This is a genomic window from Quadrisphaera setariae, assembly GCF_008041935.1.
GTDB lineage: Bacteria > Actinomycetota > Actinomycetes > Actinomycetales > Quadrisphaeraceae > Quadrisphaera > Quadrisphaera setariae.
In genome coordinates this window covers 162963-182375 of the sequence record NZ_VKAC01000004.1, presented here as the reverse complement: position 1 = coordinate 182375, position 19413 = coordinate 162963, and the positions used below count along the sequence as shown (strand labels likewise).

General features: G+C 76.0%; 21 protein-coding genes and 1 tRNA gene. 17 read left to right on the top strand and 5 right to left on the bottom strand.

What is annotated here, in order from left to right; all coding sequences use genetic code 11:
• Positions 1 to 29 precede the first annotated feature (29 nt).
• From FMM08_RS08070 to FMM08_RS08040, 7 genes are all read left to right on the top strand, one after another.
• Complete coding sequence (locus FMM08_RS08070; protein WP_147926020.1) at positions 30 to 1106, top strand: site-specific tyrosine recombinase XerD; 1077 nt, start codon at positions 30 to 32, stop codon at positions 1104 to 1106.
• 93 nt (positions 1107 to 1199) lie between these two features.
• Positions 1200 to 2087: a ParA family protein gene (locus FMM08_RS08065; RefSeq protein WP_147925826.1), complete on the top strand. Its 888-nt coding sequence runs from the start codon at positions 1200 to 1202 to the stop codon at positions 2085 to 2087.
• A gap of 2 nt (positions 2088 to 2089) precedes the next feature.
• Positions 2090 to 3169, top strand: a complete 1080-nt coding sequence (locus tag FMM08_RS08060) for a segregation and condensation protein A (protein WP_222710546.1) — start codon at positions 2090 to 2092, stop codon at positions 3167 to 3169.
• Positions 3166 to 3789: an SMC-Scp complex subunit ScpB gene (scpB, locus tag FMM08_RS08055; protein ID WP_222710545.1), complete on the top strand. Its 624-nt coding sequence runs from the start codon at positions 3166 to 3168 to the stop codon at positions 3787 to 3789. Before FMM08_RS08060 ends, scpB begins: the two co-directional genes overlap by 4 nt.
• A gap of 28 nt (positions 3790 to 3817) precedes the next feature.
• A complete protein-coding gene (locus FMM08_RS08050) occupies positions 3818 to 4858 on the top strand; it encodes a pseudouridine synthase (RefSeq protein WP_147925825.1) in 1041 nt (346 codons plus the stop codon).
• Positions 4858 to 5265 carry a chorismate mutase gene (gene aroH, locus FMM08_RS08045; RefSeq protein ID WP_147925824.1) on the top strand — a complete coding sequence of 136 codons (408 nt, stop codon included), beginning with the start codon at positions 4858 to 4860 and terminating at the stop codon, positions 5263 to 5265. Before FMM08_RS08050 ends, aroH begins: the two co-directional genes overlap by 1 nt.
• A 55-nt stretch (positions 5266 to 5320) precedes the next feature.
• Positions 5321 to 6487, top strand: a complete 1167-nt coding sequence (locus tag FMM08_RS08040; RefSeq protein ID WP_147925823.1) for a prephenate dehydrogenase — start codon at positions 5321 to 5323, stop codon at positions 6485 to 6487.
• 84 nt (positions 6488 to 6571) lie between these two features.
• Here the strand turns inward: FMM08_RS08040 and FMM08_RS08035 are convergent, their stop codons facing one another.
• Positions 6572 to 7756: a DUF418 domain-containing protein gene (locus FMM08_RS08035; RefSeq protein ID WP_147925822.1), complete on the bottom strand. Its 1185-nt coding sequence runs from the start codon at positions 7754 to 7756 to the stop codon at positions 6572 to 6574.
• Between the two features lie 60 nt (positions 7757 to 7816).
• Between FMM08_RS08035 and FMM08_RS08030 the strand changes: the two genes are divergently transcribed.
• Complete coding sequence (locus FMM08_RS08030; protein WP_222710544.1) at positions 7817 to 8434, top strand: TetR/AcrR family transcriptional regulator; 618 nt, start codon at positions 7817 to 7819, stop codon at positions 8432 to 8434.
• A gap of 48 nt (positions 8435 to 8482) precedes the next feature.
• On the opposite strand, the gene FMM08_RS08025 is transcribed toward FMM08_RS08030, so the two are convergent.
• Positions 8483 to 9334 carry an inositol monophosphatase family protein gene (locus FMM08_RS08025; protein WP_147925820.1) on the bottom strand — a complete coding sequence of 284 codons (852 nt, stop codon included), beginning with the start codon at positions 9332 to 9334 and terminating at the stop codon, positions 8483 to 8485.
• A gap of 51 nt (positions 9335 to 9385) precedes the next feature.
• Between FMM08_RS08025 and FMM08_RS08020 the strand changes: the two genes are divergently transcribed.
• From FMM08_RS08020 to FMM08_RS08005, 4 genes are all read left to right on the top strand, one after another.
• Positions 9386 to 10201 carry a (d)CMP kinase gene (locus FMM08_RS08020; protein WP_147925819.1) on the top strand — a complete coding sequence of 272 codons (816 nt, stop codon included), beginning with the start codon at positions 9386 to 9388 and terminating at the stop codon, positions 10199 to 10201.
• Positions 10198 to 11634: a ribosome biogenesis GTPase Der gene (gene der, locus FMM08_RS08015; protein WP_147925818.1), complete on the top strand. Its 1437-nt coding sequence runs from the start codon at positions 10198 to 10200 to the stop codon at positions 11632 to 11634. Before FMM08_RS08020 ends, der begins: the two co-directional genes overlap by 4 nt.
• 143 nt (positions 11635 to 11777) lie before the next feature.
• Positions 11778 to 13076, top strand: coding sequence for a tyrosine-type recombinase/integrase (locus FMM08_RS08010; protein ID WP_147925817.1), 1299 nt, complete (start codon positions 11778 to 11780; stop codon positions 13074 to 13076).
• A 25-nt stretch (positions 13077 to 13101) separates the two neighbouring features.
• Positions 13102 to 13175: transfer RNA gene (locus FMM08_RS08005), tRNA-Pro, on the top strand.
• Positions 13176 to 13243: 68 nt separating this feature from the next.
• On the opposite strand, the gene FMM08_RS08000 is transcribed toward FMM08_RS08005, so the two are convergent.
• From FMM08_RS08000 to FMM08_RS07990, 3 genes are read right to left on the bottom strand one after another with little or no spacing between them, the layout of a single operon-like run.
• The gene (locus FMM08_RS08000; protein ID WP_222710543.1) at positions 13244 to 13927 is read right to left on the bottom strand and encodes a hypothetical protein; all 684 of its coding nucleotides are present in this window, start codon (positions 13925 to 13927) and stop codon (positions 13244 to 13246) included.
• Positions 13928 to 13979: 52 nt separating this feature from the next.
• Entirely contained in the window at positions 13980 to 15032 is a 1053-nt protein-coding gene (locus FMM08_RS07995) for an NADP-dependent oxidoreductase (protein WP_147925816.1), read from the bottom strand.
• 45 nt (positions 15033 to 15077) lie between these two features.
• On the bottom strand, positions 15078 to 15470 hold the full coding sequence (locus FMM08_RS07990) for a DUF1304 domain-containing protein (RefSeq protein ID WP_147925815.1): 393 nt from the start codon (positions 15468 to 15470) through the stop codon (positions 15078 to 15080).
• A 94-nt stretch (positions 15471 to 15564) separates the two neighbouring features.
• Here FMM08_RS07990 and FMM08_RS07985 point away from each other — a divergent pair, with 94 nt between their 5' ends.
• The 5 genes from FMM08_RS07985 to FMM08_RS07965 are packed head-to-tail and all read left to right on the top strand — an operon-like array spanning position 15565 to position 19376.
• Entirely contained in the window at positions 15565 to 16263 is a 699-nt protein-coding gene (locus FMM08_RS07985) for a TetR/AcrR family transcriptional regulator (RefSeq protein WP_147925814.1), read from the top strand.
• A gap of 34 nt (positions 16264 to 16297) precedes the next feature.
• Complete coding sequence (clsA, locus tag FMM08_RS07980) at positions 16298 to 16933, top strand: cardiolipin synthase ClsA (protein ID WP_222710542.1); 636 nt, start codon at positions 16298 to 16300, stop codon at positions 16931 to 16933.
• The gene (locus tag FMM08_RS07975; RefSeq protein ID WP_147925813.1) at positions 16930 to 17925 is read left to right on the top strand and encodes a DUF881 domain-containing protein; all 996 of its coding nucleotides are present in this window, start codon (positions 16930 to 16932) and stop codon (positions 17923 to 17925) included. Before clsA ends, FMM08_RS07975 begins: the two co-directional genes overlap by 4 nt.
• A gap of 49 nt (positions 17926 to 17974) precedes the next feature.
• On the top strand, positions 17975 to 18307 hold the full coding sequence (locus tag FMM08_RS07970; protein WP_147925812.1) for a small basic family protein: 333 nt from the start codon (positions 17975 to 17977) through the stop codon (positions 18305 to 18307).
• Positions 18308 to 18314: 7 nt separating this feature from the next.
• Positions 18315 to 19376, top strand: coding sequence for a DUF881 domain-containing protein (locus tag FMM08_RS07965; RefSeq protein ID WP_147925811.1), 1062 nt, complete (start codon positions 18315 to 18317; stop codon positions 19374 to 19376).
• The last annotated feature ends 37 nt before the right edge of the window (positions 19377 to 19413 follow it).

Sequence of the window (19413 nt, the reverse complement as noted above, 5' to 3'; positions counted from 1 at the left end):
TCGCATCCGCGGCGCAGCCGGGACCGACGGTGGTCGAGCCGCTCGCCGACCCCCCGCAGCCCGTCGTCGACGGTCTGTCCCGCGCCCTGTCCCAGTACCTCGCGCACCTGCGCGTGGAGCGCGGCCTGGCCGAGAACACCCTGGCCGCCTACCGCCGCGACCTGGAGCGCTACGCCGGCTGGCTGCGCCGCCGCAGGCGCTGCGACCTCGCCCAGGTGGGCGAGGAGGACGTCGCCGCCCACCTGCAGGACCTGCGCACCGGCGCCGCCACCGCCCCGTCCGGCGCTGCCGACGGCGAGCTCGGACCAGCGCTGTCCGCCTCCTCCGCCGCCCGCGCCGTGGTGGCCGTGCGCGGCTGGCACCGCTTCCTCGCCCTCGAGGGCGCCACCCCCGCCGACCCGGCGGCCGCCGTCCGCCCGCCCTCCACCCCCCGGCGCCTGCCCAAGGCCGTGCCCGTGGCCGACGTGCTCGCGCTCCTGGACGCCTCCGGCCTCGGCGACGGGCCCGTGCCCGTGCGTGACCGCGCCCTGCTCGAAGTGCTCTACGGCACCGGGGCCCGCATCTCCGAGGCCGTCGGCCTCGACGTCGACGACCTGCCCCCCGAGGTCTTCTCCGACCACCACCTCCGGCAGCAGGACGACGACGGCGACGACCCCGCCGAGCCGAGGGCGGCGCTGCTGCGCCTGCGCGGCAAGGGCGGCAAGGAGCGCGTCGTGCCGCTCGGCTCCTACGCCGTGCAGGCCCTGTCGGCCTACCTCGTCCGCGCCCGCCCCGCCCTCGCCGCCGCCGGCGCCCCCGAGGACCGCGCCTCGGCAGGGGCGGTGTTCCTCAACAGCCGCGGGGCGCGCCTGTCCCGCCAGAGCGCCTGGGCCGTGCTGCGCACCGCCGCCGAGCGGGCCGGCGTCGGCACCCCGGACCACCCCGTCACCCCGCACACGCTCCGGCACTCCTTCGCCACGCACCTGCTCGAGGGCGGCGCCGACGTCCGCGTGGTGCAGGAGCTCCTCGGCCACGCCAGCGTGACCACCACGCAGATCTACACGATGGTCACCGCCGACGCCCTGCGCGAGGTCTACGCGGCCGCCCACCCCCGAGCGCTGGGCTGACGGGCGGGCCGTTCACGCAGCGTGGCCGCCGCGCGCCCACGCACCGGCCTGCTCACCCGCTCGGAGCACACCCCTGGGGTAGTCTTCCCACCCATGACGAGCGACCTGCAGGCACGCCACGTGCAGGGCGCTCAGCAGGGCCTGCTCGGTCCCACCGGGCGCCCCCTCGTCGACTTCCCCGTCCCGCCGGCGCTGTCCGGCCACGGCCCCGCACGCATCATCGCCATGTGCAACCAGAAGGGCGGGGTGGGCAAGACCACCACCACCATCAACCTGGGCGCGGCGCTCGCGGAGTACGGGCGCAAGGTGCTGCTGGTCGACTTCGACCCCCAGGGCGCGCTCTCGGTGGGCCTGGGCGTCAACCCGCACGAGCTGCAGCACAGCGTCTACACGCTGCTGATGGACCGGCGCGCCACCGTGGCCGACGTCGTCGTCCCCACGCGCCTGCCGGGCGTGGACATCCTGCCCGCGAACATCGACCTGTCCGCCGCGGAGGTCCAGCTGGTCGGCGAGGTGGCGCGCGAGCAGGCGCTGTCGCGGGCGCTGCGCACCGGCACCGACGACTACGACGTGGTCCTCGTCGACTGCCAGCCCTCCCTGGGCCTGCTCACCGTCAACGCGCTGACCGCCGCGCACGGCGTGCTCATCCCGCTGGAGTGCGAGTTCTTCGCGCTGCGCGGCGTGGCGCTGCTGGTGGAGACCATCGAGAAGGTGCAGGACCGCCTCAACCCGGCCCTGGCCATCGACGGGATCCTCGCGACGATGTACGACGCCCGCACGCTGCACTCCCGCGAGGTCATCGCCCGCGTGGTGGAGGCGTTCGGGTCGACGCTGTTCGACACCGTCATCGGCCGCACCGTGAAGTTCCCCGACGCCTCCGTGGCCGGGGAGCCGATCACCACGTACGCCCCCGAGCACTCCGGCGCTGAGTCCTACCGCCGCCTCGCCCGCGAGCTGGTCGCCCGCGGCGCCGCTGCCTGACCGTGCTCCCGGCGCCCCGCGCCGCCGGCGCCTCCGAGTCCACCGCTGACGCCAGCACCGCCCCGGCAGCTCCTCCCGACGTCCCGGCAGCGGTCCCGACAGCAGTCCCAGGTGGGGTGCTCACCGACCGCGACGCCCCCTCCTTCGACGTCCACCTCGAGAACTTCTCCGGGCCGTTCGACCTGCTCCTGGGCCTGATCTCGCGGCGCCGCCTGGAGATCACCGAGGTGGCGCTGGCCGCTGTCACCGACGAGTTCATCGCCCACCTGCGGCGCATGCTCGCCGCGGTCGACGCCGCAGAGGCCGCCGAGGACCCGGACGGCGACGGCGACGGTGCCTCCGGTGCGCGGGCCACCGCGAAGGCCGAGGTCGCCGCGCTCGGGCAGGCCAGCGGCTTCCTCGTGGTGGCCGCCACCCTGCTCGACCTCAAGGTGGCGCGCCTGCTGCCCACCGACGAGACCGACGAGCTCGACGCCGAGGGCCTGGCCCTGGTGGAGGCCCGTGACCTGCTCTTCGCCCGGCTGCTGCAGCACCGCGCCTACGCGCAGGTGGCGGCGCTGCTGGCCGACCGGTTGGCCGAGGGCGCGCTGCGCACGCCCCGTCCCGGGGGCACCGGGGCCGCCGACCCGCTCGTGGAGCGAGCCCTGCCCGAGCTGGTGCTGGCCACCACGCCCGACCAGCTGGCGGCGCTGGCCGCCGCGGCCATCGCCGCGCCCGTGAAGGGCCGCCGTGGCCTGCCGGCACGGGTGGACGTCGAGCACCTGCACGCACCCACCGTCAGCGTCCCCGAGCAGGTGGCGCTGCTGCGGACGCGCCTCGTGGCCCGCTTCGCCGAGCGCGGCGCGGAGGCGGTGAGCTTCGCCGAGCTCATCGCCGACGCCGGCGAGGGATCCGCGGGGGACGGACGGGCCGCCGTCGTCCTCGTGGTCGGGCGGTTCCTGGCGGTGCTGGAGCTGTACCGCCGCGGCGAGCTCGACCTGGACCAGACCGACCCCGCCCAGCCGCTGCAGGTGCGCTGGCGCGGCGTCGTCGACCTCACCGCGCAGCCCGATGAGACCGACCCGCCGGGGGAACCCTCGTGAGCCACCGCCCCGTCGACGAGCGCGACGAGCCCGACGACTCCGCTGGTGACCTGGCAGCCCTGCCCGGCGGGCTGCGCGCCGCGCTGGAGGCGGTGCTCATGGTGGTGGACGCGCCGGTGTCCACCGACGACCTCGCCGACGGGCTCGGCGTGCCCGCCGAGCGCGTCGACCGGGTGCTGGGGGAGCTGGCGGAGTCCTACCGCGACGAGCAGCGCGGGTTCGAGCTGCGGGCAGCGGCGGGCGGCTGGCGGATCTGGAGCCGGCCCGAGGCCGCGGAGCTCGTCGCGCGCTTCACCGGTGAGGCGGCGTCGGCGCGGCTGTCGAAGGCGGCGCTGGAGACCCTCGCGGTCATCGCGTACACGCAGCCGGTGACGCGGGCGAGGGTGGCGGCGGTGCGCGGGGTCGACGTCGACTCGGTGGTGCGGACCCTGCTCACCCGCGGTCTGGTGACCGAGGCGGGCAAGGAGGGTCCCGGGGGTGGGACCCTGTACCGGACGACCACGGCCTTCCTGGAGAAGATCGGGGTCGACAGCCTCGAGGACCTCCCTCCGCTGGCGCCGCACCTGCCGGACGACACGGAGATCGACGCGCTCCTCGACGCCCTCGACGACGGGCCGTGAGCAGCGGCGGAGCAGGAGAAGAGCAGCAGTGAGCCAGCAGCGAGACCAGCGCGACCAGCAGCGCAGCCAGCAGTCCGGGCACGACGAGCACGACGTGCACGACCCCGACGGCGTGCGCCTGCAGAAGGTGCTCGCCGGCGCCGGCATGGGCTCGCGGCGCGCCTGCGAGGAGCTCATCACCCGCGGGCGGGTGCGCGTGGACGGGAAGGTCGTCACCGAGCTCGGCGTCCGCGTCGACACCGCCACCGCCCAGGTCGAGGTGGACGGGATGCTCCTCCAGCTCGACCCCACCAAGGTCTACCTGGCCATGAACAAGCCGCGCGGGTACCTGTCGGCGATGTCCGACCCCGAGGGCCGCCTGACGCTGGCGGACATCCTCGACGACCGCACCGAGCAGGGCGTGCGCCTCTTCCACGTCGGCCGCCTGGACGTCGACACCGAGGGCCTCATCCTCCTCACCAACGACGGCGACCTCGCGCACCGCCTGCAGCACCCCTCCTTCGAGGTGCCCCGCACGTACGTCGCCGAGATCCACGGGCCGGTGGAGCGGGGGATCGGCAAGCGCCTGCGCGACGGCGTGGAGCTGGAGGACGGCCTGGCCAAGGCCGACTCCTTCCGCCTGGTCGACTCCGCGCCCGGCAAGGCGTTCGTGGAGATCGTCCTGCACGAGGGCCGCAAGCACGTGGTGCGCCGCATGCTGGAGGAGGTCGGCTACCCCGTCATCCGCCTGGCGCGCACCGCCATCGGCCCGATCCAGCTGGGCGACCTGCGCCCCGGGGTCACCCGCTCGCTGACGCGCGAGGAGGTCTCCTCGCTGCGCAGCGCCGGGCCCGGTTCGCAGCCCGGGGCCCGCACCCCGCGTCCCAAGGGCCAGCGCCCGGTGGCGAAGGCGCCCGACCGCAAGGGCATCCAGATGGTCACCGGCGCCGCCCGGCGCACGGCGGCGTCGTCGAAGTCCACCCGCGCCGCGAAGAACGCCAAGGCGGCGCGCACCACCCGGGGCGGACAGCAGGGCGGCCAGCAGCGCGGTCAGCAGCGGAACCAGCAGCGCGGCCAGGGCGGGCGCTGATGGTGCTCGACGCCGCGCAGGCGTCCCACCCCGCGCTGACCGCGCGCGCCGTGCGCGCGGTCAGGGGAGCGGTGCAGCTCGACGCCGACGAGCGGGAGCACCTGCTCGCCAGCACGCGCGAGCTGGTGACCGCCGTCCTGGAGGCGAACGGGCTGTCCACCGACGACCTCATCAGCATCACGTTCACCTGCACGCCGGACCTGACCAGCGAGTTCCCGGCCGTGGCAGCGCGCGAGCTGGGCCTGGGCGACGTGCCGCTCATGTGCGCCGTCGAGGTGGACGTCCGCGGGGCCATGCCCCGCGTGGTCCGGCTGATGGCGCTGGCCGAGACGGCGCTGGCGCGCAGCGAAGTCCAGCACGTGTACCTGCGCGGTGCTGCTGCGCTGCGCCGGGACATCGCCCAGTGACCCCGCCTCCCACGACCACGACCAGCAGGACCACGACGACGGCGGAGACCGCTCGATGACCACGCTCCACGCGCGCACGCGCGGTCCCGTCCACGTGGTCGGCACGGGCCTGCTGGGCACCAGTGCCGCGCTGGCGCTGCGCGCCCGCGGCGTCGAGACCACCCTGGCCGACCCCTCGCCGACCGCGGCCGCCCTGGCCCGCGACCTCGGCGCCGGACGGCTGCGCCAGGACGACGAAGCGCCGCCCGCGCTCGTCGTCGTCGCCTCCCCGCCCGACGTGACGGCCGCGGTGGTGGCCGAGCAGCTGGCGTGCTGGCCGCACGCCGTGGTCACCGACGTGGCCAGCGTCAAGCTCACGGTGCTCCACGAGCTGCGCCGGCTGCTCGCCGCCGGAGTCCACGGCCTGGACGGGGCCGCCGGGGAGCGGGCGCTGGCGCGCTACGTGGGCAGCCACCCGCTGGCCGGGCGGGAGCGCTCCGGTGCCGTCGCCGCCCGCGGCACGCTCTTCGCGGGGCGGCCGTGGGTGCTGTGCCCCACGGCGAGCTCGTCGGCGGTGGCGGTGGCGACCGTCCGCGACCTCGCCGACGACCTCGGCGGCGTGCCCGTGGTGATGGAGGCCGGGGCGCACGACGAGGCGGTGGCGCTGGTCTCCCACGTGCCGCAGGTGGCCGCGTCGCTGGTGGCCGCGCGGCTGCGCGAGGCGCCGGAGCCGGCGGTCGACCTGGCCGGGCAGGGCCTGCGGGACGTCACGCGCATCGCCGAGTCCGACCCGGCGCTGTGGGTGCAGATCCTCGGCGCGAACGCCGGTCCGGTGGCGGCGGTGCTGCGCGACCTGCGCGCCGACCTCGACGCCGTGCTGGCGGCCCTGGAGCAGCTCGACACCGTGCAGGACGCCGCTGACGCCGCCGCGAACAGCCCGGGCGCGCTGGCCGCGGTGGCCCGCCTCATCGCCGACGGCGGCGCCGGGCGCGCCCGGGTGCCGGGCAAGCACGGCGCCCCGCCGACGTCCTACGCCGTGGTGACGGTGCTCGTGCCGGACGCTCCCGGTGAGCTGGCGAGGCTCCTGCACGACGTCGGCGCGGCCGGTGTCAACCTCGAGGACCTGCGCCTGGAGCACTCCCCGGGCCAGCCGGTGGGCCTGGCGGAGGTGTCGGTGCTGCCCGCGGCGCGCACCGTGCTGGAGTCCGCTCTGCGCGACCTCGGCTGGGCCCTGCTCGACTGAGCACTCCCGCTCCAGGGAGGGTGGAGGACGCCCATGATCACGAACATCTGGCCGTGGTCGTGGGCCTCCGCCACCCTCGTCGGCTCAGCGCAGCGAGCTCGCTCGGCGCTGGGTCGCGGCCGCGGCGAGCACGCGGTGGGTGAGGAGCTCCAGCGGGCCGCGCTCGAAGCGGTGCAGCCACGCCCAGGCCGCTGCCACCACCGCGACGCACACGGCTGCGTACACGGTCAGCGTCACCGGCACCCGCAGCGCGTCGGGAGTGGCGGCGGCCAGGCCTGCGCCCCACCCGTAGCAGAGCGCTCCGGCCAGCAGGTTCTGCAGCACGTAGCAGCTCAGGGCCGTGCGGCCGACCTCGGCGAGGCGCGCGCGGGCGAAGCGCTCGGCGCCCGCGGGGGTGGGGCGCCGCCGCTCCAGCTCCACGGCCGCGGCGAGCAGGCCCCCGGCGACGAGGGGCGCGGTGCCGTACCGGGCCACCACCACGCCGGCGACGCCGCCGAACAACCCCAGGGCCAGGTCGACGCCCAGCGCGACCGCCCCGGTGACGAGCAGGCGCCGGCGCAGGCGGGCGCCGCGCTGCGAACCGGCCTCGAGCAGCCCGCGGCGCACCAGCTGCGAGCCGGTCAGGAAGAGCGCCACCGACAGCGCACCGATGAGGACCGGCTCGGCGCGGAACGCCGCGGCGTTGTCCACCCTGAAGGCCGCCAGGGCCCAGAACGACCCGTCGGCGTAGGGGTTGGGCGCCAGCGGCTGCTGCTCGACCTCGGGCAGTCCTGACAGCAGCAGCCCCAGCGCGGTGAGCACGACCAGGTGCACCGCGGCCGCGGTGACGAGCCAGGCGCGCTGGGCGCGTTCGGAGGTCGCCAGGAGGTAGGCGACGACGACGCCGGTCACGGCGTAGCCCATGAGCACGTCGAACTCGGCGACGAGCACGTAGTTGACGGCTCCGTCGAGCAGCAGCAGGGCCGCACGCAGTGGGTAGCGCCCGGGCCAGGGCGACCCGCGGCGCAGCGCCGAGCGGCGCTGCAGCTCCAGCCCGATGCCGAAGAGCAGGGTGAGCAGCCCGAGGAACTTGCCCTGCGCCAGCTGCTGGGCGACGACCTCGACCCCGCCCCACCCGGCGAGGTCGCGCGCGCTGGAGCCGATGCGCGCGGTGTACCCGACGAAGCCCTGCGGGTCGGTGAAGATCCAGACGTTGGTGGCCAGCGTGCCGAGGACCGCCACGCCGCGGGCGAGGTCGAGGGCGGCGCTGCGCGCGGACGGCTGCTCCATGCCGGTGGAGCCTAGCCATACGACTGTATGGTCGTCGAGCGTCGTGGGACGATCGGTCGCGTGTCACCCCCTGACCAGCACCGACGTGCCTCCGGGCAGCCTCGGCGTGATGCCGGTGGGCGCGGTGCGGTGCTCGCGGCCGTCGTCGACGTCCTGCTCACCGACGGCTTCGAGGGCGTCAGCATCCGGCGCGTGGCCACCCGGGCCGGCGTCTCCATCGGCGCCGTGCAGCACCACTTCCCCACCAAGGACGCCATGCTCGAGGCGGCGATGGAGCACGCCAGCGAGGTGGTCGCCGAGGACGTGCGCGCCGCTCTCGCCGCGCCGGGCCCGCCCGCGGAGCGCCTGCGCGCCGTGGTGGCCGCGCTGGTGGGAGCCCGGCCCGACCAGCGGCCCGCGACCGTGCTGTGGGTGGCGCGGCTCGCCCGCGCCGAGGTGCACCCGCCGGCCGCCCAGCGCCACGCCGAGGAGTGGGGCTTCCTGGAGCAGCTCCTCGACGACCTGCTGGCCGCCGCGCTGCCCGCCCTGGCCGCCGCGCCGCGAGCCCAGGAGGCCGCTGCGCTGCTGGCCCTCGCCGACGGGCTCGCCGTGGCCGTGGCCCGCGAGCCGGCGCGGATGCCGCCCGGGCGGGCCCTCGCCGTCGCCGCAGCCCACCTCGACAGGCTGCTCGCCGGCTGAGGCCTCAGGCGGGAGGTGCCCCCGGGGAGGCCACCTCGGCCGGCCGCGTCAGTCGGCGGGGCCGCTGACGGGGAGGTTCGCCGTGGCGAGCGCCACGAGGTCGTCGACGGCGCCGGGGTGGGCCAGGACCAGGGAGCGGCTCACGCCGGACAGCGGCTCGCCGTCCAGCGGCACCACGGCGCCGCCGGCCTCGGCGACCAGCAGCGCGGGTCCGTGCAGGTCGCGGCGGTCGCCCCCCAGCCGCAGCGTGCCCATGACGCGGCCGTCGGCGATGGAGACCACCTCGGCGGCGGAGCTCTCCACCACCTTGGCCAGCCAGCCGGCCTCCTTGACAGCACCCAGCACACCGGCGCCGGCCCTCACCACGCCGCCGGCCTCCGCCGGCCCCTCCAGGTGCAGGCGGCGCGGTTCGGCGTCCGGCCCGCCCACGCGGACGAAGGCGCCGTGGCCGACCAGGGCGGTGTAGAGGTGCCCGCCGGTCCACACCGCGACGGACTCGGCGTGCGGCCGCTCGCGCGGGCCGCGCCACGCGGAGACCACCACCGACCACGGGCCCAGCCGGCGGGCGTAGTTGAGGGTGCCGTCGATGGGGTCGACCACCCAGGTCCGCCCCCGCTCGGGGTCCGCGGGGGGCCGGTCGGCGCCCTCCTCGCCGATGATCCCGTCGGCGGGGAAGCGCTCGCGCAGGGCCTCGTCGACGGCGCGCTCGGTGTCGAGGTCGACGTCGGTGACCACCGAGCCGGTCAGCGCCGCGGCGGGCTTGCGCTGCTCGACGGCGCCGGCCTGGCGGCGGGTCGCCTCCTCGCCGAGGCGGGTGGCGAGGGCGGCGACGAACTCCAGCGCCGCGGTCGCCTCCTCGACCTGCTCGGGGGTTCCGGTCGGGCGGGGTGAGGTGGCCACGCGACCAGGCTAGTGACCAGCGCCGTCGCTGCTGGCCATTACCCTCGGGGGGTGCACGCTCCACCCGAACACCCCACCCCGTCCAGCGCGCAGCCCCCCGCGCGCGGGCTCGTCGTCGTCGTCGACGGTCCCTCCGGCTCCGGCAAGTCCACGCTGTGCCGCCGCACCGCCGCCGCGCTCGGCGCGGGCTACCTCGACACCGGCGCCTACTACCGCGCGGTGTGCTGGGCGGCCCTGGAGGACGGTGTCGACCTGGCCGCGGCCGCCGCCGCGTCGTCGACGCCGGGAGGGCGCGACCACGGGTCCGACGAGGCCGTCGCCAGCCTGGCCCGCGGTCTGGACCTGCGGGTGGGCACCGACCCGGAGCGCCCGTACGTCATCGTCCGCGGCACCGACGTCACCGCCGCGATCCGGGAGAGCCGCATCTCCGCCGCCGTGAGCGCGGTGGCGACCAACCTCGAGGTCCGCGCCGAGCTCATCGCCCGCCAGCGCGCCGCCATCGCCGTCCAGGCCGCCGAGCGGGGCGTCGTGGCCGAGGGTCGCGACCTCACCACCGTGGTGGCGCCCGACGCCGCCGTGCGCGTCCTGGTGGTCGTCGACGAGCAGCGCCGCCTGGCGCGCCGGGCCCTGGAGCTGCACGGCACGTCCGACGAGGCCGCTGTCGAGCGCACCCGCGACGAGGTGGTCCGGCGCGACCGCGACGACTCCACCGTCGCCTCCTTCACCGAGGCCGCCGACGGCGTCGCCGTCCTCGACAACTCCGGCACGCTGGAGGAGGGGGTCGAGGCGCTGCTGGCGCTGGCCGCCGCCGCCCTGCCGGCCCACCCCGCCGCACCGGCACCCGAGACCGCAGGAGCCCGCGCATGAGCGAGGAGCTGGACCCGACCCGTGCGCTGCGCGTCGGGCTGGAGGACTACGAGCTGTCCGACGACGACCTCGCCGTCCTCGACGGCGAGCACGACGTCCACGGCAGCGACGACGAGGGCGTCCTGCCCGTCGTCGCCATCATCGGACGCCCCAACGTGGGCAAGTCGACGCTGGTCAACCGCGTCCTCGGCCGCCGAGAGGCCGTCGTGCAGGACGTGCCCGGCGTCACCCGCGACCGCGTCCGGTACACCACCGAGTGGGCCGGCACGCCCTTCGTCGTCGTCGACACCGGCGGCTGGGAGGTCGACGTCCACGGGCTCGACGCCCGCGTGGCCGAGCAGGCCGAGATCGCCATCGAGCTGGCCGACGTCGTCGTCTTCGTGGTCGACGCCTCCGTGGGCGCCACCGGCACCGACGAGGCCGTGGTGAAGCTCATCCGCCGCTCGGGCAAGCCCGTGGTGCTGGCGGCGAACAAGGTCGACGACGAGCGCACCGAGGCCGACGCCTCGCAGCTGTGGTCGCTCGGCCTGGGGGAGCCGCACCCGGTCTCGGCGCTGCACGGTCGCGGTTCGGGAGATCTCCTCGACGCCGTGCTCAAGGCCGTCCCCGAGAAGCTCGTGGGGGACGCCGAGGCGCCCGGCGGGCCGCGGCGCGTGGCGCTGCTGGGCCGTCCGAACGTCGGCAAGTCGAGCCTGCTCAACAAGCTGGTCGGCTCCGAGCGCGTCGTCGTCGACAGCACCGCCGGCACCACCCGCGACCCGGTCGACGAGCTCGTGGAGCTCGGCGGGCGCCCGTGGCGGTTCGTGGACACCGCCGGCATCCGCCGCCGCGTCCACCAGACCTCCGGCGCCGACTACTACGCCTCCCTGCGCACGCAGGCGGCCCTGGAGCGGGCCGAGGTCGCCGTGGTGCTGCTGGAGGCCTCCGAGCGCCTCACCGAGCAGGACACCCGCATCATCTCCACCGTCGTGGAGTCCGGGCGGGCGCTGGTGCTGGCGTTCAACAAGTGGGACCTCACCGACGAGGAGCGCCGCCACTACCTCGAGCGCGAGATCGAGACCGACCTCGCGCAGGTGGCGTGGGCGCCGCGGGTGAACATCTCCGCGCGCACCGGCCGGCACACCGACAGGCTCGTCCCGGCGCTCGACGTGGCGCTGGACAGCTGGGACACGCGCGTGCCGACGGGCCGCCTGAACCAGTTCCTGTCCGAGGTCGTGCAGGCCCACCCGCACCCGCTGCGGGGCGGCAAGCAGCCGCGCATCCTCTTCGGCACGCAGGCGTCCACCCGGCCGCCGCGGTTCGTGCTGTTCGCCTCCGGGTTCCTCGAGGCGCAGTACCGGCGGTTCCTGGAGCGGCGCCTGCGCGAGCAGTTCGGCTTCGAGGGCTCCCCGGTGGAGGTCAGCGTGCGCGTGCGGGAGAAGCGCCGCCGCTGACGCCGCCTCCTCCTGCTCGCAGGGGGGGACCAGAATGACGACGACGGGCGGGTGGCTGCGAGGTGCAGCCGCCCGCCCCTCGTCGTCCTCCGGGGCTCTTCGCGGGGGTCGGGGTGTCGGTGGTGTCCGCCACGATCCACCGCGTGGAAGAAGACGATGAGAGGGACGAGCAGGTCGCCCGCTCCACCATGACGGTGGCCGACGCGTGGGCGTCGTACGCCGCGACGGCGCGGGTCGACGTCGTGACCCTGAAGTCCTACGAGAGCCGGTACTTCCGCCACGTCGACCCCGTCCTCGGGCCGAGGCGCGTCGCCAGCACCAGCCGCGAGGACGTGGAGGCCTTGCTCGCGGGGATCGCGTCGCGGGGTGCTGGGGCCGAGCTGGTGAGGCAGTGCCGCGTGGTGCTCGGTCTGCTGCTGCGCCGGGCTCGGGAGGTGGGAGCCATCCGCGAGGTGCCGACCGGCGACGTCCTCCTGCCCCGTCAGGCGAGGTCGGCCGCCCCGCGGGGCCGGGTGATGACACCGCAGGAGTTCCTCCTCGTGCGCGAGGCGCTGCCCACGCCGGGCGCACGTCTCCTGGCCGACCTGCTGGTCCGTTCAGGTCTGAGGATCGGAGAAGCTCTGGCGTTGCAGCCGCAGGACGTCCTCGGTGACTCGCTGGTGGTGCGGCGCAGGCTCGTCGAGCCGGGGCGGAGCTCCTCGGAGGACGGCCAGAGGTTCGCGCTGAGGTCGGGCACGAAGTCCGGGCAGGAGCGGCGGGTCGAGGTCGGAGGGCCGTTCGCGGCGGAGCTGCAGCGCTGGTGCGAGCAGCACCACCTGGCCGACGGCGACCTGCTGTTCCCACGCCGTCTCGTCCTGCCGGAGCCGTCCGGGAAGTCCTTCCCTGCGAAGATCCACACCACTCCTCTCACGCCGGAGCGGCTCGCCGAGCTGGGCTCGTTCACCGGGCCCAACGGCCGCACCTACGGCCACGGGACGGTCAACGGCTACACGACGGGGGCGTGTCGGTGCGCATCCTGTCGCCAGGCGGTCTCGGAGTACTCGTCAGCGAGGCGACGTGCCCGGCGGGACCAGCGCGCAGGCGCGGCTCCTCCGCGGTCGTCCGCGACGGTCCCACCGGGGCGCGGCGGTGAGGCAGGTGCAGACGCCTTCCCCGGCGTGTCGCGCCACGCCTGGGCGGCGCAGTGGTCGAGGGCGGTCAAGAACGCTGGTCTCGAGTTCCGGCCGCTGGCGCGGCAGACGCGCCACACCCACGCCTCATGGCTGAGTGGGGCGGGAGTGAGCAGCGAACGTGTGGCAGGCCGGTTGGGGCACCGGGACGAGCGGTCGACCAGCCGGTACGTCCGTCCTGTAGGGCCCGAGGCAGACCCTGTGGCGGCTGTGGAAGCGCTGCTGCGCCAGGAGTCGCCACCTGGTGGCAGTGCCGAGCATCCGGACCTGTAAGGTGTTCCACGGTTCTGAGGAGCCACGGGCTGTGGCGCAGCTTGGTAGCGCACTTGACTGGGGGTCAAGGGGTCGCAGGTTCAAATCCTGTCAGCCCGACAGCAAGGCCCTGGTGAGCACTGCTCACCAGGGCCTTCGTCGTTCCGGGGGCAGTCGTCCCGTGAGCGTCAGGGCAGCTGCGCGCTGTCACCGGCGAGCAGCAGCTGCGGGACCTGGCTGAAGCGCCAGCCGTCGTCGTCCGTCCGGCTGAAGCACCACACGAGGTCGAAGCGGTCACCGGGCCAGCTGGACGGCGGTGCCGGCGCCACGGGGCCGAAGTCCGCGACGATCGCGGGGATCGCCTGGTGCTCCCACGCCACGAGCGTCGGCGACCGCACGTCCCGCAGGGACGAGGCGAGGGCGGCTTCCTGCCCCTTGGCGAAGGACGTCTGCACGTCCAGCCCCAGCCGCGCGGCGAGCGGCGTCAGGGTCTGGAAGGGGCGCCGGCTGCCGCGGGAGGGGTCGGCGGCCACCAGCACCGCCGGCCGCGACAGTCCGGCGCGCAGCGCTGCGGGTCCCTCGGCGTCGACCGGTTCGAACAGCCCGACCAGCGCGCCGGCTCGGGCCCAGCCCGTGGTGGTGAGCGACTCGCCGTCCTGCTCCCCGGAGGGCAGCACCCCGTGGGGCGCGCCCGAGCTCGGCGGCTTCTCCGCGTGGCGGATGACCATCAGCAGGGGTGGGTCGCCTCCGGGAGGTGCCGACCCTGGCGGGGACGCGCTCGCCGCCCGCGACGCCGGAGCGGCGCAGGCGGCGAGCGCGGAGCCCGCGGTGAGGGTGAGCCCGCCGGTGAGGAGGCCGCGTCGCGACAGCACGGCCGCGACGGTAGGTGCGCCTCCTCCGAGGGGGGTGTGAGCCCGGAGGGGCTCAGCCCACCCGGACGACCATCTTGCCGGTGTTGCCGCCGCGCATCATGGACAGGAACGCCTCGAAGGTGTTCTCCACGCCGTCGACCACGGTCTCGTCGTGCTGCAGCTGCCCCGCGGCGAACCACTCGGCGAGCTTGGTGGTGGCCTCGGGCAGCAGGGACGCGAAGTCGCCGAGGGTGAAGCCCTGCAGGGTCAGGCTCCGGGTGATGGTGTTGGCCATGTTGTCCGGACCGGCCGGACCGGGCTGGGCCGGGCTGGCGTTGTAGCCGGAGATGGCGCCGCACAGCACGAGGCGGCCGTGGCGGTTCATGACGTCGAGCGCGGCCTGCAGGTGGTCGCCGCCGACGTTGTCGAAGTAGACGTCCACGCCGTCCGGCACGAGCGCGGGCAGCTGCTCGCGCACGGGGGCGGCCTTGTAGTCGAGGGCGGCGTCGAAGCCGAAGCGCTCGCCGAGGCGGGCCACCTTCTCCGGGCCACCGGCGGACCCGACCACCCGGGAGGCTCCCAGCAGGCGCGCCACCTGGCCCACGGCCGTGCCCACAGCACCGGCGGCGCCGGAGACGAACACCACCTCACCCGGCTGGAGGCGGCCGACGGCGGTCAGCCCCGCGTAGGCGGTCTGCCCGGTGAGCCCCAGGATCCCCAGGTGCACCGAGGAGGGCACCGCGACGCCGTCGCGCTCCACCTCGGGCACGGCGCGGAAGCCGGCCGCGTCGCCCTGGGCGACGTCCCGCCAGCCCTGCTGGTGCACCACGAGGGTGCCCACGGGCAGCTGGTCGGCGCTGGAGGCCACCACGCGGCCGACGGCCCCGCCGTTCATCGACTCACCGAGGCCGAACGGCGGCACGTAGCTCTTGGTGTCGTTCATCCGGCCCCGCATGTAGGGGTCCACGGAGACGAACTCGTTGGCCACGCGCACCTGGCCGGGGCCGAGGTCGGGCAGGGGCACCTCGACCAGGCGCACGTCGGAGGGCTTCGGCTCGCCGACGGGGCGGGAGACGAGCTGCCACTGGCGGCTGGTCGAGGTGGTGGAGCTGGTCGTGCTGGTCATGAGGAGACCTCCTGGTCGTTCGACGGGGCTGTGGGAGGGAGGTGGTCAGCGGGTGGCGAGGCCCACGGCCAGCGCGACGACGCCGAGCAGCGGGGCCGTCCCCTGGGCCAGGGCGGCGCGCAGCTTGCTGCGGTCCGAGGCCGCCAGCACCAGGGCGGCGCCGGCCATGGAGCCGGCACCGGTCAGCGCGAGCGCAGCGCCGACGCCCACCGGACCGCCGGTGCTCAGGACGACGACGCCCGCCGCCGCGGCGACCGCGAGGAAGAGGTTGTAGAAGCCCTGGTTGAACGCCATCTGCTGGGTGGCGAGCGCCTCCTCGCGGCTGAGGCCGAAGGTGCGGCGCGCTCGCGGGCTGGTCCACGCCAGCGACTCGAGCACGAAGATCCACACGTGCAGCAGGGCGGCGGCGCTGATGAGGACGAGTCCGGCGATGACCACGAGGCAGTACTGTAACGGTCATTGCAGAACTTCTGCGCACCGCACCCCACCGGACGGCGGAGGGTGCGACGCCGATCGACAGGCAGGGGCGACCATGGGCAGGCCAGCGGGCTTCGAGGAGGCGAGCGCCGTGCGCGCCGCCCGCCGCGTCTTCTGGGAGCACGGGTACGAGCAGGCCTCCGTGCCCGACCTCGAGCGCGCCACCGGCCTGGGGCGCTCGAGCCTCTACCACGCCTTCGGCAGCAAGCGGGGCCTCTACGACGCCGCCCTGGCCAGCTACCTCGACGAGGTGGTCCGCCCTCGCCTGCGCCCCCTGCAGACCGCTCCCGTCGCCCCGGACGCGCTGGCCACCTACCTCGGCGGTCTCCTCGCGGCCATCGCCGCCGTGGCCCCCGCCGAGACCGGCGGCAGCGAGACCGGGAGCGCCGGGGAGGGCGACGACGGGCGAGGTGGCGCCGGGCCGGCCGCGGACGCGCGCCTCGGCTGCCTGCTCCTCAACGCCGCCGCCGCACCCATCGGCCAGGACGAGACCGTCCGCGCCGTCGTCGCCGCCTACCGCCACGAGCTGCGCGCCGCCGTCGCCGCCGGCCTGGCCGCCGCCCGCCCCGACCTCGACGGCGGCGAGCGCGACCAGCTCGGGGAGTCCGTCACCGCCCTCGTCGTCGCCGCTCTCGCCCTGGTCCGGGTGGACCGCGGCGCCGCCGGCGACAGCCTGCGCGCGGCCCTCGCCACCGCCCGCCCCCGCCCCGCCCGCAGACCAGCCCCGGTGCCCACCCCTCCCACCCGGGGCTGAGCCCGCGGTCACCGAGGGCTGCGATGCTGGAGGCGTGAGCAGCCCTGGGCCGGCGGGCACCGCCGACCACCCCAGCGACGCCGTGCTCACCGTCCCCAACGCGCTCTCGGCGCTGCGCCTGGCGCTGGTGCCCGTCTTCGCCGTCCTCATCCTGACCGGCCACGACCTGTGGGCGCTCGCGGTGCTCGCGGTCTCCGGCGCCAGCGACTGGCTCGACGGGCGCCTGGCCCGCCGCTGGCGCCAGGTCACCCGCCTGGGCCAGGTGCTCGACCCGGCCGCCGACCGGCTGTTCATCCTGGCGACGCTGCTCGGGATGGCCCTGCGCGACCTCGTGCCGTGGTGGCTCGTGGCGGTCATCGTGGCCCGCGACCTGCTGATCCTCGCGCTCGGGCCGCCGCTGGCGCGACTGGGCCACGGGCCGCTGCCCGTCAGCGACCTGGGCAAGGCGGCCACCTTCGCCCTCCTGTACGCCTTCCCGCTGATCCTGCTGTCCTCGGTGGGGGGGCACGTCGGCGCGGTGGCCCGTCCGCTGGGCTGGGCGTTCGCGCTCTGGGGCACCGCTCTGTACTGGTGGGCGGGTCTGCGCTACGCCGCCCAGGTGCGGGCGATGCTCCGCGCCCGCCGCGAGGTCGACAGCGGGACCGGTGCGAGGTCGGGGAGCGCCCCGTGAGCGCCCCGACCCCCACTCCCACGCCCGCTCCGGCCACCCCTGCGCCCTCCGGGCCGTCGTCCGCCCGACGTGCGCGGCCCGACGCGTCGATGACGCTGCTCGTGGAGGTGCTGGAGCGCCCCCTCGACCCCGGCTACGCCGCTGCCGCTGAGCGCCGCCGCGCCGCCGCCAGCTCTCCGGGCGTCAGCGCGGCCCCCCGCTCCCGGCGCCGCGCCGCGCTGACGGCGGGCCTGGCCGCCGCGACGGGCCTGCTGGTCACGGGCGCGGTCCTGGCGCTCCACACCCCCTCGAACCCCTCCGACCGCTCCGAGCTCGTGGCCGACATCCAGCGCCGCACCTCAGAGGCCGACGCCCTGGCCGTTCGCGCCTCCCAGCTGCGCGCCGACGTGCAGTCCGAGCAGGACGCCCTGCTCGAGGGGGACCCCGGCGCCCCCAGCGCCAGCGACGGCGTGCTCGTGGCCTCCGGCACCACCGAGGTCACCGGCCCAGGGCTCGTGGTCACCCTCACCGACGGCCGCGCCGCCGCCACCGACCCCGCGAACCCCCGCGACGTCGACCCCGCCGCCGACGCGCGCGTCCAGGACGGCGACCTCCAGCGCGTCGCCAACGGCCTGTGGGCCTCCGGCGCGGAGGCCGTGGCCGTCAACGGCCAGCGGCTGACCGCCGCCACCGCCATCCGCAGCGCCGGTGGGGCGGTGCTGGTGAACTTCCGCCCGCTGTCGCCGCCGTACCGCGTCGAGGCCATCGGGTCGCCGAACGCGCTCGCCGCGTCCTTCGCGCTGACCCCCGCGGCGCGCTGGCTGCAGGCGCTGCAGGACCAGTACGGCATCGGCGTGCAGGTGAGCACCGAGGAGGCGCTGGACCTGCCCGCGCTCGACGCGCAGCGCCTCTACAGTGCTCGGGTCCCCGGGGCCGCCTCCGCCAGCCCGAGCGCCTCCCCGTCCAGCACCTCGCCCTCAGCCCGACCGGAGCAGCAGGAGTCTTCCCCGTGACCGCCACGGCCCCGCCGACGCCCACCGCAGCCCTCGCAAGCAGCGCCCCGTGATCGCCGCCGTCGGCCTCGTCGTCGGCATCGTCCTGGGGCTGGTGCTGGACCCGACCGTGCCCACGTGGCTGCAGCCGTACCTGCCGATCGCCGTGGTCGCGGCCCTCGACGCCGTCTTCGGGGGCTTCCGCGCCGCCCTGGACGGCCTCTTCGACGACCGCGTCTTCGTGGTGTCGTTCCTGTCCAACGTCGTGGTGGCGGCCCTCATCGTCTACCTGGGCGACCAGCTGGGCGTGGGCAGCCAGCTGTCCACGGGCGTCATCGTGGTGCTGGGCATCCGCATCTTCTCCAACGTCGCCTCCATCCGGCGGCACCTGTTCAAGGCGTGAGCGCCCCATGAGCGACCCAGACGCCGAGGTCTCCCCGGCCGCGGTCCCGGGCCCCGGTCAGCTCGCCCTGGACCTCCCGCCGGCCGACGGCGGCCCCGCCCCCGCCGACCAGCTGCAGCTCGACCTCGCGAGCACCACGACCGCCGCCGACGAGCGCGGCGGTGAGCCGCTCGCCGCTGCGGCGGCGGTGTCCACCGGACCGGCGTCCACCGGGCAGGAGGAGTCGCGCGAGGTGGCTGCCCGCCCCACCGCCGAGGCGGCGGAGCAGCCGGCTGCCGCACCCGCGGCGCCTGCTCCCGCGGAGTCGTCGCCCGCTCCCGCGGCTCCTGCTCGGCGCGGCCTGCGCTACGCCCTGGCGCCGCGAGCCACCCGCGGCCAGCTGGTGGTGGGCCTGCTGTGCCTGCTGCTCGGGCTGGCCGCGGCGGTGCAGGTGCAGCAGCGCACCGGCGCCGACCTCGCGAACCTCCCGCAGTCGGAGCTGCTGGGCCTGCTGGACGACGCCACCGACCGGTCCGACCGGCTCCAGCGCGAGATCAGCGACCTGGAGAGCGCTCAGGCGGACCTGCGCGCCAGCGGCGACCAGCGCGCCGCGGCCCGCGAGCTCGCGCAGCAGCGCGTGGACACCCTCGGCATCCTCGCCGGCACGCTGCCGGCGACGGGCCCGGGCATCCGGCTGACGGTGCAGGTGCCGGCGGGCTCGAGCCCGAGCGCCGCGACGCTGCTGCTGGGGGCGGTGCAGGAGCTGCGCGACGCCGGCGCCGAGGCCATCCAGATCGGTGACGCGCGCGTGATCGCCAGCACCGCCTTCACCGACGCCGCCGACGGTTCGGTCTCCGTCGGCTCCCCGGGTGCCGTGGTGCAGGTCAGAGCCCCGTTCACGGTGCTGGCGATCGGTGGTCCCCAGACGCTGGCCAGCGCGATGGAGTTCCCCGACGGCGTCGGTCCGACGGTCCGGCGGGTCGGCGGTTCGATCTCCGTGGAGCAGCTCGACGAGGTCGACGTGACGGCGTTGCAGCCCGCGGGCGCGCCTGCGTACGCTCGCCCGGTCGCGCCCAGCGGCACGGGCTGAGCCCGGGCCTCCAGCGCCGTCGACCACCCGATGCTCC

What these genes read in the sequence shown, in the direction of transcription:
- FMM08_RS07985 (WP_147925814.1), top strand. Translation starts at nt 15,565, where the DNA reads ATGGGCAGGCCAGCGGGCTTCGAGGAGGCGAGCGCCGTGCGCGCCGCC.
- FMM08_RS08040 (WP_147925823.1), top strand. Translation starts at nt 5,321, where the DNA reads ATGACCACGCTCCACGCGCGCACGCGCGGTCCCGTCCACGTGGTCGGC.
- FMM08_RS07995 (WP_147925816.1), bottom strand. Translation starts at nt 15,032, where the DNA reads ATGACCAGCACGACCAGCTCCACCACCTCGACCAGCCGCCAGTGGCAG.
- aroH (WP_147925824.1), top strand. Translation starts at nt 4,858, where the DNA reads ATGGTGCTCGACGCCGCGCAGGCGTCCCACCCCGCGCTGACCGCGCGC.
- der (WP_147925818.1), top strand. Translation starts at nt 10,198, where the DNA reads ATGAGCGAGGAGCTGGACCCGACCCGTGCGCTGCGCGTCGGGCTGGAG.
- FMM08_RS08065 (WP_147925826.1), top strand. Translation starts at nt 1,200, where the DNA reads ATGACGAGCGACCTGCAGGCACGCCACGTGCAGGGCGCTCAGCAGGGC.
- FMM08_RS08035 (WP_147925822.1), bottom strand. Translation starts at nt 7,756, where the DNA reads ATGGAGCAGCCGTCCGCGCGCAGCGCCGCCCTCGACCTCGCCCGCGGC.
- FMM08_RS07965 (WP_147925811.1), top strand. Translation starts at nt 18,315, where the DNA reads ATGAGCGACCCAGACGCCGAGGTCTCCCCGGCCGCGGTCCCGGGCCCC.